The sequence below is a fragment of the Parabacteroides goldsteinii DSM 19448 = WAL 12034 genome (assembly GCF_000969835.1).
In the GTDB taxonomy this organism is placed as follows: Bacteria; Bacteroidota; Bacteroidia; order Bacteroidales; family Tannerellaceae; genus Parabacteroides; species Parabacteroides goldsteinii.
This window is the reverse complement of record NZ_KQ033913.1, coordinates 2,223,491-2,238,479: the sequence shown is the minus strand read 5'-3', so window position 1 is coordinate 2,238,479 and position 14,989 is coordinate 2,223,491. Positions and strand designations below refer to the sequence as shown.

Annotated in this window: 10 protein-coding genes; 3 read left to right on the top strand and 7 right to left on the bottom strand. The window is 44.3% G+C overall.

Features of this window, described 5'->3' with window-relative positions; genetic code table 11:
* Positions 1-9: 9 nt before the first annotated feature.
* Positions 10-1,389: an aldo/keto reductase gene (locus HMPREF1535_RS22005; RefSeq protein ID WP_046147480.1), complete on the top strand. Its 1,380-nt coding sequence runs from the start codon at positions 10-12 to the stop codon at positions 1,387-1,389.
* Between the two features lie 123 nt (positions 1,390-1,512).
* Here the strand turns inward: HMPREF1535_RS22005 and HMPREF1535_RS22000 are convergent, their stop codons facing one another.
* The 7 genes from HMPREF1535_RS22000 to HMPREF1535_RS26345 all read right to left on the bottom strand — a co-directional run bounded on the left by HMPREF1535_RS22000 (position 1,513) and on the right by HMPREF1535_RS26345 (position 12,374).
* Positions 1,513-2,286 (bottom strand): prephenate dehydrogenase, encoded by a 774-nt coding sequence (locus HMPREF1535_RS22000; RefSeq protein WP_007658525.1) that lies wholly within the window; start codon positions 2,284-2,286, stop codon positions 1,513-1,515.
* A gap of 183 nt (positions 2,287-2,469) precedes the next feature.
* Positions 2,470-3,537 carry a bifunctional 3-deoxy-7-phosphoheptulonate synthase/chorismate mutase type II gene (locus HMPREF1535_RS21995; protein WP_007658523.1) on the bottom strand — a complete coding sequence of 356 codons (1,068 nt, stop codon included), beginning with the start codon at positions 3,535-3,537 and terminating at the stop codon, positions 2,470-2,472.
* 13 nt (positions 3,538-3,550) lie between these two features.
* Positions 3,551-4,741 carry a pyridoxal phosphate-dependent aminotransferase gene (locus tag HMPREF1535_RS21990; protein WP_046147479.1) on the bottom strand — a complete coding sequence of 397 codons (1,191 nt, stop codon included), beginning with the start codon at positions 4,739-4,741 and terminating at the stop codon, positions 3,551-3,553.
* Complete coding sequence (locus tag HMPREF1535_RS21985) at positions 4,716-5,561, bottom strand: prephenate dehydratase (protein ID WP_007658519.1); 846 nt, start codon at positions 5,559-5,561, stop codon at positions 4,716-4,718. Before HMPREF1535_RS21985 ends, HMPREF1535_RS21990 begins: the two co-directional genes overlap by 26 nt.
* A gap of 263 nt (positions 5,562-5,824) precedes the next feature.
* Positions 5,825-6,751 carry a hydrogen peroxide-inducible genes activator gene (locus tag HMPREF1535_RS21980; RefSeq protein WP_007658518.1) on the bottom strand — a complete coding sequence of 309 codons (927 nt, stop codon included), beginning with the start codon at positions 6,749-6,751 and terminating at the stop codon, positions 5,825-5,827.
* A gap of 189 nt (positions 6,752-6,940) precedes the next feature.
* Complete coding sequence (locus HMPREF1535_RS21975) at positions 6,941-8,026, bottom strand: outer membrane beta-barrel protein (RefSeq protein WP_046147478.1); 1,086 nt, start codon at positions 8,024-8,026, stop codon at positions 6,941-6,943.
* 10 nt (positions 8,027-8,036) lie between these two features.
* A complete protein-coding gene (locus HMPREF1535_RS26345) occupies positions 8,037-12,374 on the bottom strand; it encodes a T9SS type A sorting domain-containing protein (protein WP_244275672.1) in 4,338 nt (1,445 codons plus the stop codon).
* Between the two features lie 406 nt (positions 12,375-12,780).
* On the opposite strand from HMPREF1535_RS26345, the gene HMPREF1535_RS21965 reads away from it, so the two are divergent.
* Together HMPREF1535_RS21965 and HMPREF1535_RS21960 are read left to right on the top strand one after the other, a co-directional pair.
* A complete protein-coding gene (locus HMPREF1535_RS21965; RefSeq protein WP_007658513.1) occupies positions 12,781-13,269 on the top strand; it encodes a Dps family protein in 489 nt (162 codons plus the stop codon).
* A 534-nt stretch (positions 13,270-13,803) separates the two neighbouring features.
* A complete protein-coding gene (locus tag HMPREF1535_RS21960) occupies positions 13,804-14,898 on the top strand; it encodes an MraY family glycosyltransferase (RefSeq protein WP_046147477.1) in 1,095 nt (364 codons plus the stop codon).
* Positions 14,899-14,989 lie beyond the last annotated feature (91 nt).

Below are 14,989 nucleotides of genomic sequence, written 5' to 3'. Positions count from 1 at the left end.
AATAGACCTATGAAGAATCAACATATCAATCGCCGCGATTTTCTGAATATCGTAGGCATCACGGCGGCAACTACTACGGCGGCACTCTATGGCTGTGCCCCGAAAGACCAGAGAGGTTCCGGAAGCAAAGCCTCTTCGCCTGTCCCGACCGATCAGATGACTTACCGCACATTCCCCGGACTGGGGGATAAAGTGTCCCTGCTGGGCTACGGTTGTATGCGCTGGCCGACTATCCCTTCACCCGACGGGAAAGGTGACTTGATTGATCAGGATGCTGTCAACGAACTGGTGGATTATGCCATCGCCCATGGGGTGAACTATTTCGATACGTCACCCGTTTACGTGCAGGGCTGGTCGGAAAAGGCTACGGGAATTGCCCTTAGCCGGCATCCCCGGGACTCGTATTATCTGGCTACCAAATTGTCGAATTTCTCGAACTATACGCGTGAAAACTCGATGGCGATGTACCGCCGTTCATTCAGTGAGTTGCAAACCGATTATCTGGATTATTATTTGCTCCACTCCATCGGTGGCGGCCAGGGAATGAAGACATTCAACGACCGCTATGTCGATAACGGAATGTTGGATTTCCTTATGAAAGAGCGGGAAGCGGGGCGTATCCGCCATCTGGGTTGGTCGTTTCACGGAACGTCGGACGTTTTCGATGAGGTGCTGGCTATGCACGATACCGTTCATTGGGATTTTGTGCAGATACAGTTGAACTATGTCGACTGGCGGCATGCGACAGGAAGGAATGTGAATGCCGAATATCTTTATCAGGAGTTGGAAAAGCGGAATATCCCTGCGATTATCATGGAACCGTTACTGGGTGGCCGCCTGTCGAATGTGCCCCAGCATATCGTTACCCGGTTGAAACAACGCCGCCCCGAAGATAGCGTCGCCTCATGGGCTTTCCGTTTTGCCGGTTCGCCCGAACTGGTGCTGACGGCTTTGAGCGGCATGACGTATATGGAGCATTTGCAGGATAATATCCGCACGTATTCCCCGCTTATTCCGCTGACGGACGAGGACAAGGATTTTCTGGAAGAGACTGCGCAACTGATGATTAAATATCCGACAATTCCCTGCAACGACTGCAAATATTGTATGCCGTGCCCGTATGCGATAGATATTCCGGCCGTGCTTCTTCATTATAATAAATGTGTGAATGAAGGAAATGTTCCGAAAAGCCGGACGGATGAAAACTACCGCGAAGCCCGTCGTGCCTTCCTGGTCGGCTACGACCGCAGCGTCCCGAAACTGCGCCAGGCAGACCATTGTGTCGGTTGCGACCAGTGTAACGAGCATTGCCCGCAAGCCATCGATATTCCAAAAGAGTTACGCCGCATCGACCAGTTTGTGGAACAGTTGAAACAGGAGACGTTGTAAGTGGTGAGTGTTACTTTTCTCTTGAAAGAAAAGTAACCAAAAGTTCAAGGCTACACCGGAGCAGTGAAGCCGGTGCAGCCTTGATCTTTTGTCTGCTTTTCCATCAAGGGAAAAGTAGGTTCATTATTCTATATTCTTACGAATCTTAGTCAGATACCCCTTCATCGCTTCGGAGTCTTTGTCTTTGATGATATCTTGCAGGATATTCAATTCCTCCTGTATCCGGGAAATCTGTTTCGGAGTGCGCGGATTGAAGAGAATTTCTGTCAATAGATAATCATCTTCAGACAGCAAGCCGCGTGCAATTTTCATATGACGTTTGAAGGTCGTACCCGGAGCATCCTGATGCTTCATGATGGCTGCAAAAACCATTGTTGAAGCGAACGGAATACCTAAAGAGTAGGCAACCACCTTGTCATGTTCTTCAAATGTATATTCGCGGATATTCAGGCGCAGGCTTGAATAGATATCCTTGAAGAAAATCTTACCCAGGTGGTCACCTTCGGAAATGATAATCGTGTTTTCTTTTTCCAGATTTCCCAGGTTGGCGAAAGTAGGACCGAACATCGGGTGGGTGGAGACATACGGGAAACCGCAGGTTTCGTAAAACTCTTTCAGGTGGGTTTTTACGGAAGCTATGTCTGAGATAATGCAATAGGGTTGCAGATAAGGCAGAACCGCTTTGAATGCTTCGATCGTGTAGTTCAGTGTTACACAGTTGATAACCAATTCAGGAGCAAACTCTGCTACCTCTTCGGGCTTTTGCAGGCGAAGGGCGTTGTAGATGAAACGCATCCGTTTCGGATCGTTTTCCAATACAGCCACTTCATGGTCGAAACTCAGCAGGTCGGTGAAGAAAGAACCCATCTTTCCGGCACCTAATATTAATATTTTCATTGTCTTATTTTGTTGATAAATTATTTCCGGCGGGTTGTTTTTGTTTTTCCGCTTTCACAACGACTTTGTGACGCCCGTCACAACACCCTTTTGGTGTCCGTCACAACGACCTTGTGATGCTCGTCACAAAACCCTTGTGATGCCCGTCACAAGGTCGTTGTGCAAAATCTGTGTGCAGTTTTGTTACTCATTCATGATAATCATCTGCTGGCGAACAGACTCTTCGTGGATCTCTTTCAGGATTTCTTTTACAAAGTCCGTGTTCAGGTCCATCGTCTGTCCCATATCCGAACGTTTTTCCAGGATTTCGCTGTAACGCGGTGACTGGAGGATGGGCATGTTATGTTCCTTTTTATACACACCGATTTCGCGGGAGATACGCATACGTTTAGCCAGCAGTTCGAGCAGTTGCTCGTCGATACCGTCGATCTGGCGGCGCAGTTCTGCCAGGTTTTCTGTTGTCTGTGTCTCGTTACGGATAACCAGCAGGTTGACAACATAATCCAGTACATCCGGAGTGATCTGCTGGGAAGCGTCGCTCCATGCACAATCCGGACAAGGATGCGATTCGATCATCAGGCCGTCGAAGCTCAGGTCCATTGCCTGCTGAGACAGCGGAGCGATCAGTTCGCGCTTACCACCGATATGGCTGGGATCACAGAAGATCGGCAGGTTCGGCATACGGCGGCGAAGTTCGATAGGTATATGCCACAACGGCAGGTTGCGGTACATTTTCTTATCGTATGAACTGAATCCGCGGTGGATAGCACCCAGTCTGCGGATACCTGCACCATACAGACGTTCGAAAGCACCAATCCATAATTCCAGGTCCGGGTTGACCGGATTCTTGATCAGAACAGGTATATCTACACCTTTCAAAGCATCTGCGATTTCCTGTACGGCGAACGGGTTAACGGTGGTACGTGCACCGATCCACAGGATATCTATTCCGGCTTTCAACGCTTCGAATACATGGTCTTTTGTGGCTACTTCGGTAGCTACATACATACCTGTTTCTTTCTTTACACGTTTCAACCACTGCAAGCCTTCGGCTCCGATACCTTCGAATCCTCCCGGTTTAGTACGGGGTTTCCAGATTCCGGCACGGAATATTTTAACGCCTTTTGATGCCAGCTGATGGGCTGCGTCCATTACTTGTTCTTCTGTTTCGGCACTGCACGGGCCCGAGATGATGATAGGACGCTGTGGGTCTACACCGGGTAATAAGATTGATTCTAATTCCATTTCCATGATCGTATAATTTTCAATTTTTAATTTTCAATTCTTTAATTCTCATAAGTGCTTCCTGTAATGCTTCGTTCTTGCAGCAAAGTGAGATACGGACGTAACGTTCGCCACAGCTTCCGAAGATAAATCCGGGGGTAATGAAAACGTTGGCTTCATACAATACCTTGTTTGCCAGGGCTTCGCTGCCTTCTGCTTCTGCCGGGATCTTTCCCCAGAGGAACATGCCAACCTGATTTTCGTCGTAGGTACAACCGATGGCGTGCATGATTTGTCCGGCCAGGTCGCGGCGGCTACGATAGGTACGGTTCATATTGTCATACCATTCTTTCGGCGCTTTCAATGCTTCCACAGCTGCATGCTGCATCGGTTTGAACTGGCCGGAGTCGATGTTGCTCTTCACTTTCAATATCCATTGAACGAACTGGGCGTTCGAGGCCAGCATTGCCATACGCCATCCCGGCATATTGTGCGCCTTACTCATCGAATTCATTTCGATACAGATATCTTTAGCTCCCGGAACACTCAGGATACTTAACGGCTGGTCGTTCAGGATGAAACTGTAAGGATTGTCGTTACAGATAATGATACCGTGTTTACGTCCGAAAGCAACCAGCTTTTCAAAAAGTTCCCTGCTGGCGTTTGCTCCGGTAGGCATGTTCGGATAGTTGACCCACATCAGCTTTACGTTGGAAAGGTCCATCTTTTCCAATGCCTCGAAATCCGGCTGCCATCCTAATTCTTCTTTCAGCTCATAAGGAATTAGATTTGCCTGTACCAGCTTGCTGACAGAGCTATAAGTCGGATAACCGGGATTGGGAACCAATACGCCATCGCCCGGATTCAGGAATGCCAGTGAGATATGCAGGATACCTTCTTTGGAACCGATCAACGGTTGTATCTCTGTTTTCGGGTCCAGTTCAACTCCATACCATGTCTGATACCAGTCGGCGAAACCTTTACGCAGTTCGGGGATACCCACATACGGTTGGTAACCATGCTCATTCGCATTATGTGCATGTTCGCACAATGTCTCGATGGTCTGTTCCGAAGGAGGCAGATCAGGGCTACCTACGCCCAGGCTGATCACATTCTTGCCTGCGGCATTCATTTCGGCTACTTCTTTCAGTTTCTTTGAGAAGTAGTATTCCTGTACGCTGCCTACACGGTCAGCGGGTGTGATGTTACACACTTTGTTTTCCTTCTGCATATTCGCCTAAAATTTTTAAGTCCTTTGTTAATGGAGTGATGGCATCCAATGCCTGTCTGTATCTTGTATAATCAGTAAATGTCAGGTCGATATAGAACAAATACTCCCATTCGCGGCCGATGATCGGTAACGATTGTATTTTAGAAAGATTCATGTCGTAAAAAGAAAGAATGGAGAGGACTTTGGAAAGACTGCCGGAGGTGTGGGGAAGAGCGAAAACTAACGAAGATTTGTTGATGTCTGATTTTTCAAGAAGATCTTCAGCCGTCCAGCGGTCTGCTATGGCAAGGAAGCGGGTGAAGTTTCGTTTGTTGGTCTCTATCCCTTCGGCCAGTATTTCCATCTTGTAGATTTGGGCGGCCAGTTTCCCGCAAATAGCAGCGTGTCCTTCCAGGTTATTCTCGGCAATCCATCGGGCACTCATCGCCGTATCTTCTTTCTCAACCACCTTGGCATTCGGCAAGGTATCGAGGAAGTCGGTACACTGCATAAGCGCAATAGGGTGGGAGTTGACTTCCGTGACATCGTGTATCGATGTTCCCGGCAGTGCAACAAGCGAGTGCGAGATGCGCAGTTTGTATTCGCCGATCACTCTCAGTCCGCTTTCGCGAATCAGTTCATGATTTTGCAGCAAGCTCCCTGCAATAGTATTCTCGATGGCCATCAGTCCCAACAAAGACGGGTCTTTCTTGATGGCTGAAATAACATCTCTGAATGTATTGCATCCAACAATTTCAATATCTTCACCTTCATAGAAGCTACGGGCTGCGATGTCGTGATACGAACCGGCTATTCCCTGAATTGCTACTTTCTTTTTCATCTTTCTAATTTATTGTCACAAAAAAAGTCCCACCGAAACCGGCAGGACTTTATATTGTTTATTGATACATATTTTCTATCATCAACGCTTTACATACAAATTCCTGCCTTCACTCTGCTAAAGTAAAAGTAATAAAAGAAATATGTAAAGCTAAATCGATTCATTTGTCTCGTTTGTTTTTAAATACGCAGCAAAAGTAACGCTTTTTTGGAAACTACAAGCAAAAAGTAATAATTTTTTTTGTTAAGCGATAAAAATAATGTTCAGACGACTTTTAATCCGGCTTGCAGCGTCAACATCTCTTTGGGTACAGACTTCTTGATGCTCTCGATCAACATACCGGCAATGGTATGACGGATAAAGTCTTTCCGTGTGATCCAGACGATTTCGCGTGCCGGTTTAGGAATGGCAAAAGGACGTACCAGTTTTTTCTGATCTTCGCTGAGTTGCAGGGTTGCCAGTTCCGGAATGAAAGTGACGCCATTGCCGCTTTCTACCATGCGCATAAATGTTTCCAGGCTTCCCAGACGGTAAGCGGCCTGGCGCAGTTTTACCTTTTCCATCTGGCAGAAACGCATTAACTGGTCGCGGAAACAGTGACCTTCATCCAGCAACCAGAGATGTTCGTCGCTGATATCTGCCGTACGGATCATATCTTTTTTGAATACCGGATCATTTTTAGCCACATATCCGAAGAACTGCTCATAATATAATGTATCGCCTTGTATCTGGTTTTCTGTGGGTTGGTTGGCGATGATGGCTGCATCTATCTCGCCATTCAGGATTGCAGCCATAGTGGGAGCCGTTTTCATTTCAAGGATGCGAATATCCAGCTCCGGATGTTTTTCAGACAACTGCTGGAAAAAACGGGGTAGCAGGTAAGGAGCGATCGTCGGAAGTACTGCCAACCTGAAAGTACCTTTTAGTGACTGTTCTTCTTCATTGACAATATCTTTGATAAGGGAAGCCTGATAAAGAACGGTACGAGCCTGGTCGATCACCTTACGTCCGGCGGGGGTAGGGCAGACCGGCTGCATATTCCGGTCGAATAATTTAATGCCAAGTTCGTCTTCCAGTTTTTGTATCATCATACTGAGCGTAGGTTGTGTTACTCTGCAATGTTCTGCTGCTTTTGCGAAGTGGCGGTATGTATCTACTGCCAGGATGTACTCGAGTTGTTGTATATTCATAATGCTTTCAGTTTTTATCTATGGGCTTTCGTGAACATTGTTCGGTTTGTTATAGATAAATGCAAAGGTAGAAAATATATGGTAGCTTTTCTAATCTTCTTTTGTATAATAATGAGATAAACGAAAAGGCCGGAAATCATCTTCCGGCCTTCATCGCTTTTAATAGATTAAAGATCAATCGGTGATCTTTTAATTCAATTTAAACCTAACCCCTAATTTTACCCCGAAAGACATAACCTTCACTTTATCTGTTACGTTTGAATTCATCATGCCATTATAAGGAATACCCTTTCCTACCGTCATGTTCCCATCCGGATGATAAGATGCAGGAGTGGTTAATAACCCCTGGTCTTTCTTTTTCTTCATGTTGGTGAAACCGTAGTCGATGTAGCCGCCCAGCAACAGGTCGGTGTCTTCGCCCAGGGTGAACAGGAAACCGAGTTCGGCAGTTCCGGCTACGCCCAGTTTCAGTTTGTTCTTTCCGCTCCAGTCCAGCTCGCGGCCGGGATCGTTGATCGTGCCGAAGCCGTGGTGAGGAACAGGCGCCTCCGATGGAGAACCCACGTCGGAAGGGATATGGGGGTAGTAACCCGAAACATTCAGTTCGCTGGCTGTATTGCCTTCGACCTTGTATTTGGCTTTGACCGGAATCTGCAACTTCACTCCCAGGCCGGCGTACATGCCCCATTTTTCCTCTTCGCCGAAATGGGTCTGGTACATTGCCAACAGCGGGATATCCAGCAGGAAGGCGGTCTGCTTCTCTTCCAGATTCTTCAATCGGGCACGCAGTTCGAACTCACGCGGGTGGCCGGAGAAGTCATCGTCGTCGGTCATATTGCCCAGTTTCATGTATTTATCGTCGGACATATCACCTGTCAGTTTGCCTGTCGTTGCATAACGGGAGATACCTACCCCCGTCGAGAAACCCCAATGACGGTTGAAGAAGTAGCTGTAACGGAGATCTATTTCATACCCCAGTTTTGCGTTGCGCTTGCCTTTCTCTTCAAAACCTTCGATCTGGTAGTTCAGCTTGTAACGGAAGGAAGAGGAGCCGACACCGCCCGATACCGTCAGGTAAGAGGTCTTCGTTGTATCTTTCTTTTCCTCCCGGTAGTCCTCGCGGTATTCCTGACGCTGGCGCTGTTGCTGCTGGCCGTTGTTATACTGGCTACGCTCTCTGCCACCCGTTTCCTGCTGGGCCGAAACGGTGGTGGCAAGGCAGCCTGCTGCGAATAAAAAGATTGTTTTCTTTATGTTTGAAATTATTGTTGACATATCTGTTAGCTTATTTTACGATGATTTTATGGGTTGTTGTTCTTCCTGAATCGGTGGTCACCTTCACGATGTAGCTGCCTGAAGCCATATTCGCGGGGATGGTGGTTTCGACTGTCGTGGTCGACTGCTTTTCGACCAGCTGACCGTTCAGGTTATAAATCTCGATGACTGCCGCCTCCGAGGCTTCGCCAGGCATGCCCAGCTTGACGGTTATCGGACTGTTCTTTTGAACCATCGTCGGGTAAACGGTGGTTACGGGGAACTGTGTCAGCGTATCGAACGTGATCGGGCAACTCACCACATAGCTGTCGTCTGCACGGTAGGCCTGGATGAAGTAACTGCCCAACAGGCCCTCGGGCACGGAGTAGTAGATCGAAGTGCCGTTCTTCTCGATTTTCTGCCCGTCATGATACCACTGGAAACGGACAAACTCGTTGTCCGGATTGGTGATGTACAGGAATTCGTTCCATTTCACCAGGACTCTCAGGCCGTTCTTGCGCACCGTCACCGTCACACTGCTCTCCATTCCACAGTCGCCGTATACATCTACGTAATAAGAGCCTTCCTTGTCGGACGTCAGGGCAGCCTGGTAGGTGGCCGAGGTCGCTCCTTCGATCGCCTCTTTGTTGAAGAACCACTGATAGGTCAGGTTCAGGCCACGGGCTTCTACGCTCAGGGTGAAGGCGTCGCCGTCACAAACGTATACGGACTGCGGTTGTTTGATGATCATCGTGGTTTCCAGCATCTCGATTTCGAACGGATGCAGTTCCACCAGGCCCGGGTCGCTTTTCTTGCGCACATACACGTTTCCGGAGTAAACGCCCTTGCCGATTATCCGGTAGACGGGCACTGTGAGATAGTCGGGAGTCACATCTTTATAGTCGGAATCCGTAAAGCCGGCTTTAAGCGCTTCGTCGGAGAAGCGGACGGAATATTCCAGGATATTGTCCGGATCGAGCAGGCGGAATGGTATTCTGAATTCGCTTTCCGAACCGCAATGGGAGGCGATGTCGCCCAGTTCGATCATACCACCGTCGCGGATGATGATGGTGTGGACGTAAGGAGGCTCGGTGTAATAGGCTGTCAGGGCCACGCTTTCACCGTTGTAGAGTGTCAGCTTGGTCACCGTATACACGTAGGTACCGACCAGCGTATGGGCTTCGCCCCGGTTGAAGGTATAACGCTCGGTTCTCGGAACGGCTTCCTCCAACGGATAGTGGTAACCGGCGGGGGTGACGGTGTATTCGATCTCCCAGCGGTCATAAGTGATGTTGTTGAAACCGACCGGACGGATCTGGACGTAGACCGGTGTGCCTTTCACCACGCTTGTCGTAGTCAGATTGTCCACATCGCGGAAGTCCTGAAGCTGGTTCGACGCCGTGGAGACCGACCATTGCAGGGCGCCGTGCGGACCGGGGCCGGGACCTTCACCATCCTTAATAATAATTGTATGTTTGTATGGTGAATCATTGTAATCGTATGTCTCGACGATCTTGTTTCCATACAGGTCATATAATGTCAGTTTGGTGACGGTATAGATGTATGTACCGATTTTCGTATGTGCCTCGCGGTTGTTGAAATTATGACGTTCGGTCTTGACGGTTGGATTCATACCATAATAATGTTCCGCCGGAGTCACGGAGTATTCAACATCCCAACGTTCAAAAGTGATGTCTTCATGTCCGATCGGGCGGATTTGTACAAAGACAGGAGTTCCATAATTCACGGACGTTGTTGTCTGGTCGTCCACGTCACGGAAGTTAGATTGCTCGTGAGTGGTGGTCGATACCGACCATTGCAAAGCCGGTATTTTAGCTATTGGCTTCGCCTGGATGATCACGGTGTGGGTACAGGTGGCATCGCGGTAGTTATAGGTAGCGACCTCTCTGTTCCCTTTGTAAAGAATCAGTTTACTTACATTATAATAATAAGTACCCGGTAATACGTGGGCTTCTCCCTTGTTGAAGTCATAACGGATGGTTTTTGCAATCGCATCTTCCATCGGGTAGTGGTAATCAACCGGCGTTGCGGTATATTCAATAGCCCATCGGTCGTAGTCAATCCTGTCCAGATAAACCGGCCTGATCTGTACATAGACAGGCGTACCTTCCATCACAGAGGTGGTAGAGTTGTTTTCTACATCTTTGTATTCATATATTTCATTAGTTGTCTTGGATACCGACCATTGAAGTTTATCCAGGTCTCCTTCAACAACCAACGGATCCCCTTCTTGGGGCGCCTTGAACTTACAGTTATAGAAACTACCGTAATTGGAGTTTGTCACATTGTTCCCATCATCTTTAACAGCGTCATAGATGGAATAATCTTCAGATAAGTCGATGTTATGTAATCTGATATATTCCGGGTTGGTGGCAGGTAAGTTGATTTTTGATCCATTGAATTTTATCAGGTTTGTACTCGTGAGTTCATCTGATAAAGAACTGACGGCGATAATATTAGTTTGTCTTTTACTGAAATAATCTGTAATAGTAAACCCGCCGACTTGATTATCCTTACTTATTAATTTAATAAGCTTAGGTTCCGGCAGTGTACAACTGTCTTTTGCCGCACTAGAAAATAATGTATTGATATTTTTGAACGGATCGCTTGCAGAATTAAATATGAGATATGCCCCGGTCGAAGCATCCATAAATACTGCATCGGTAGTAGATGCTGTTGGAGGGGTAGCTAATTCTCTTGATACCAGAACATCATAGTATGAATTGACATTTGTATTAGGTTTACCTCTTAATTCTAAATATTTGTACTCATTAGGAAAAGAAATACCGGTACTGGAATATTTCCAGATACGTATTTTTTTCCCCGCAGGTAAATCCAATTTTCCTGCAAAAACAATATTTCTGCTTCCCGGATTTTTGTTTGCATGGGTACTTAAACCTGTTATAGAAATATAATAGGGATATGCACCTATGTTTTTTATTGTAATGTCTTTGAAATAGTGGCCGTCACCCGTATTTATATTTATAGGCGCATATGATCCGTGTAATTTCCCGCTTTCGAAAGTAAGATTGATGTAATATCTTTTATGATTAGGATCTCTGGTGTCACTGGCAATACTGGTAAATCCTTCGACGATATTAATAACTGAATAGGAATTTGTTATATTACCAATGTTTTTAAAAGTAAGATCTCTTAGAAGAATATTATCAGCAGCATTGATCGTTATAAAATATTGGTTATTCGCTTGGTTACTTTTGGAGCCGTAGGGATTTCCATAAAATTGCATACTACCTCCGTCAAATACAATGTTCTCGATAACGACATTATCTAATATTTTGTATTTTACATGACCTTTATTGCTTTTATATGTGTCCCAGTATCCATAATTCGGTCCTATAATTGCAGGAGCTGTTTCCCTGTCTCCAAGTCCGATAATTTTTAATCCGTTTTTATAAAAATGTGATTCTCCGCCATTTTCAAGAGGTGCATACATCCCCGAATCAAAAAACAATGTATTATTGGCTAATAAAATATTTGAAGGTATCCTCGCGGCCGATGTTATAGTACATCCTACATCCGAATGATCGTAACTGGTAGCGGTCAGAAGTTTTGTTGTACAAGCATATTCTTTGCCTTTATATGTAACAGTATGGGTTTCACCATCTTTGTAGGTCCCTGTATTTTGAGTGACAAAGTAGTTAGTACCCCCATGATTTGTTGCATCATAATCAACAACTGGATCAGTAAACGTCTGTCCGACCGTCACCGGGAATGCGGTATTATCCAGTTTTGCACCGGCAGGCAGTGCCGGGTTTTTATCCGTTATCATCGTTCCGTCGAATGTAACGCCGGCGGAGGCCTCGGTTGCATCTGTGAACTCTGTTGCTTTGATAGCTACTTTAATTGTTTTGCCATGATCAGCTTTTGCAAATGTGTAGTTTAAAGTCGCTGTCGTCGCGTTGGCTATTGCCTGGTTTCCGATATACCACTGGTAGGTATGGCCCGTAGAACCATTTGCTTTGAAGGCGACAGTCAACGTTACCTGATCCCCTTCTTTAAGGAGTTCGGTCGGCATCCCGGTGAGACTGGTAACAGTCGGTTTTCCAATGACTTTGATCGGGACCAGGTTACTGGAACCTGATGCATCTTTGCATTGTAATAACTTTCCGTTGTCCTTATAAGACAAGGATACATTAGTAAATGTAATACTTTTTCCATCCAATGTCCATCCTGTGGGAGTTCCTCCGCTTACAGAGAAATAGTCACCAAGATTGATGTTGCTTCCCTCCGGTATTGAAGGTGAGGCGGTGGGTGAAATCGTTAGTTGTGCAAAAAGTACTCCTGCTAAATTCAGTAATAGCAATAAAATAAAGTTTTTCCGTATCATGTTTTAATTATTAGTGGCAAATATTCTATGTGTCAAATGTAAATTAAACTTTTTTTACTTACAATTGTTAATGAGTTGGATTAACGCTGATTATGAATTTTTATTGTTAAACAATTGATTTATGGCGTATATGTAAATGAAAATGACCGAAATGTAAAATGAAGAATGTTTAATTAAATCTTCAAAAAGAGTATTTGTTTGTTCCGATATGTATAAATGTGCTTTTTGAGTATATCATTTATATGAATGTTTTTGATCTGATATCAGTAATCTACTTGCTGAAACCGTATTGATAGATTTTGTCTATGATGGTATAATAATTATCTGTTTGACAGGTGTTTATATCTGCCGTATCTTTGCAGTACAAGAAAAATAAAAACGTATAACAATTAAAAAACAGAAGAATATGAAAACATTAGATTATTTGCATTTAGACGCATCAGCAGCAAACAAAGTAGTAGAAGCATTACAGCAGTTATTGGCCGACTACCAGGTATTTTATACAAACCTTCGCGGATTCCACTGGAATATTAAAGGACACGGCTTCTTTGTTCTTCACAGCAAATTCGAAGAAATGTATGACAATGCAGCCGAGAAGGTAGACGAACTGGCAGAACGTATCCTGATGTTGGGAGGTGTTCCTGTAAACAAGTTCAGCGAATACTTGAAAGTAGCCAGGGTAAAAGAAGTATCAGGTGTATCCTGCGGTGACGAAGCCCTGGAAAATATCCTGAATACTTACGGTCAGTTTATCGCTGAAGAACGTAAACTGCTTTCTCTTGCCTCAGAAGCCGGAGACGAAGCTACAGTAGCGCTGATGAGCGACTATCTGAAAGAACAGGAAAAATTAGTTTGGATGTTAGTAGCTTATTCAACTTGCGACTGCAAGAAGTAATGAGAAATAAGTATAAGTATTAATAATTCATTCGTTGCGTTAGGAGAGAGGATGCCGTGAGGTATCCTCTTTTTGTTTTTGAAAAAAAAACAAGAATTTTATGTAGCCTCTGATACGTAAATTATAAAGCCCGTTTCCCCCTGTAAAATACCTGAAAACCGACTTGAATTCACCTGCCTCCAAATAGCTTTCCTTACGATTTGAAACCTGTATTTGTTCTTGGTTATTTGGTTGTGTAATAATGAAATACAATGAAAAATAAGCTTTTTGGAGTTTGCCTTTGATTTTGTAAAATGACTAGATAAAACGATCGTTTTTTCTAGTCATGGCAAAAGTATACATAATTTTTTGAATAGACAAAATAAAAAAATCATTATCCCTTGTTTGACAAGGTTAGATGAATATTTCAATCTTTAAATTTAACAATTTAGTATTCCTAAAAAATGACGAGAAAAAACGATCCTTTTTTCTCGTCATTTTCGTCGTTACAATCTGTAACTGACGAACTTTTTTGTACCCGAAAAACAATAGTAAATGACTAGTATTATATTGATTATCATAGGAGTGATAATTTCAATCCTATTTTCTTCTTTTATTATACCTCGTATATTGGTAGTAGCTTTCCGAAAGCGTTTATTTGATGTTCCGGATGAACGAAAGGTGCATCAAGGCATCGTACCCCGTTTAGGTGGTCTTTCATTTGCTCCCTCTATCCTTTTTACATTATCGTTTACGACAGGACTTCGTTACCTGATGGGTGATGGAATTCCTGAAGAGATGCTTTGCTTTATCATTCCGGAGTTTTATTTCTTGGTCTGTGGGTTAACACTGTTGTTCTTAACCGGCATAAAAGACGATCTGGTCGGTCTGCGCTATCGATCGAAGTTTGTTATGCAGATTCTTGCTGCTATCATGGTTCCTTTATCCGGTTTATGGATTAATAATTTATATGGTATTTTCGGAATCCATGAGTTGACACCCTGGCTGGGAGTACCATTAACTGTTTTTCTGATTGTATTTATATGTAATGCGATTAACTTGATTGATGGCATTGATGGACTAGCTTCCGGTTTAAGCTGCGTATCTTTGGCTATTTTAGGATGTTTATATGTTCATAACCATTTATGGATGTATGCTATGCTTGCTTTTGCCTCATTCGGTGTGTTAGTTCCTTTTTTCTATTATAATGTATTCGGTAAAGTCGAGCGATGCCGGAAAATTTTTATGGGAGATACAGGTAGTCTGACATTAGGTTATATCCTGTCTTTCCTGATCATCCGTTATACAGTTTGTGCTCCTGATATTATACCTTATTCAGACGGAGCGATCATTGTTGCATTTTCAACAATAATTATCCCTATGCTTGATGTAATGAGGGTCATGTTTGTCCGTTGGCGTAGCCATAAGGGGATATTTGTTGCAGATAAAAATCACATTCACCATAAACTGTTGAGTATGGGATTAACACAGAGGCAGGCAATGTTATTGATATTGACTATAGCTTGCTTATTCAGTGGTGTGAATATCTGTTTGATATCATATATTGATAATAATATTCTGATATCTTTTGATATTCTTGTGTGGGTAGGTCTTAACCTATGGTTTGATAGAATACGGAAAAACATTTAACATAAAATCTGCTTGGTGTAGAATTTTAGGAGTAGCGTTGAATTTTGAAATATTGTTAGGTAAGAATAATTAAGTTTTTTATAAACAGAAA

What these genes read in the sequence shown, in the direction of transcription:
- HMPREF1535_RS22005 (WP_046147480.1), top strand. Translation starts at nt 10, where the DNA reads ATGAAGAATCAACATATCAATCGCCGCGATTTTCTGAATATCGTAGGC.
- HMPREF1535_RS22000 (WP_007658525.1), bottom strand. Translation starts at nt 2,286, where the DNA reads ATGAAAATATTAATATTAGGTGCCGGAAAGATGGGTTCTTTCTTCACC.
- HMPREF1535_RS21995 (WP_007658523.1), bottom strand. Translation starts at nt 3,537, where the DNA reads ATGGAAATGGAATTAGAATCAATCTTATTACCCGGTGTAGACCCACAG.
- HMPREF1535_RS21990 (WP_046147479.1), bottom strand. Translation starts at nt 4,741, where the DNA reads ATGCAGAAGGAAAACAAAGTGTGTAACATCACACCCGCTGACCGTGTA.
- HMPREF1535_RS21985 (WP_007658519.1), bottom strand. Translation starts at nt 5,561, where the DNA reads ATGAAAAAGAAAGTAGCAATTCAGGGAATAGCCGGTTCGTATCACGAC.
- HMPREF1535_RS21980 (WP_007658518.1), bottom strand. Translation starts at nt 6,751, where the DNA reads ATGAATATACAACAACTCGAGTACATCCTGGCAGTAGATACATACCGC.
- HMPREF1535_RS21975 (WP_046147478.1), bottom strand. Translation starts at nt 8,026, where the DNA reads ATGTCAACAATAATTTCAAACATAAAGAAAACAATCTTTTTATTCGCA.
- HMPREF1535_RS26345 (WP_244275672.1), bottom strand. Translation starts at nt 12,374, where the DNA reads ATGATACGGAAAAACTTTATTTTATTGCTATTACTGAATTTAGCAGGA.
- HMPREF1535_RS21965 (WP_007658513.1), top strand. Translation starts at nt 12,781, where the DNA reads ATGAAAACATTAGATTATTTGCATTTAGACGCATCAGCAGCAAACAAA.
- HMPREF1535_RS21960 (WP_046147477.1), top strand. Translation starts at nt 13,804, where the DNA reads ATGACTAGTATTATATTGATTATCATAGGAGTGATAATTTCAATCCTA.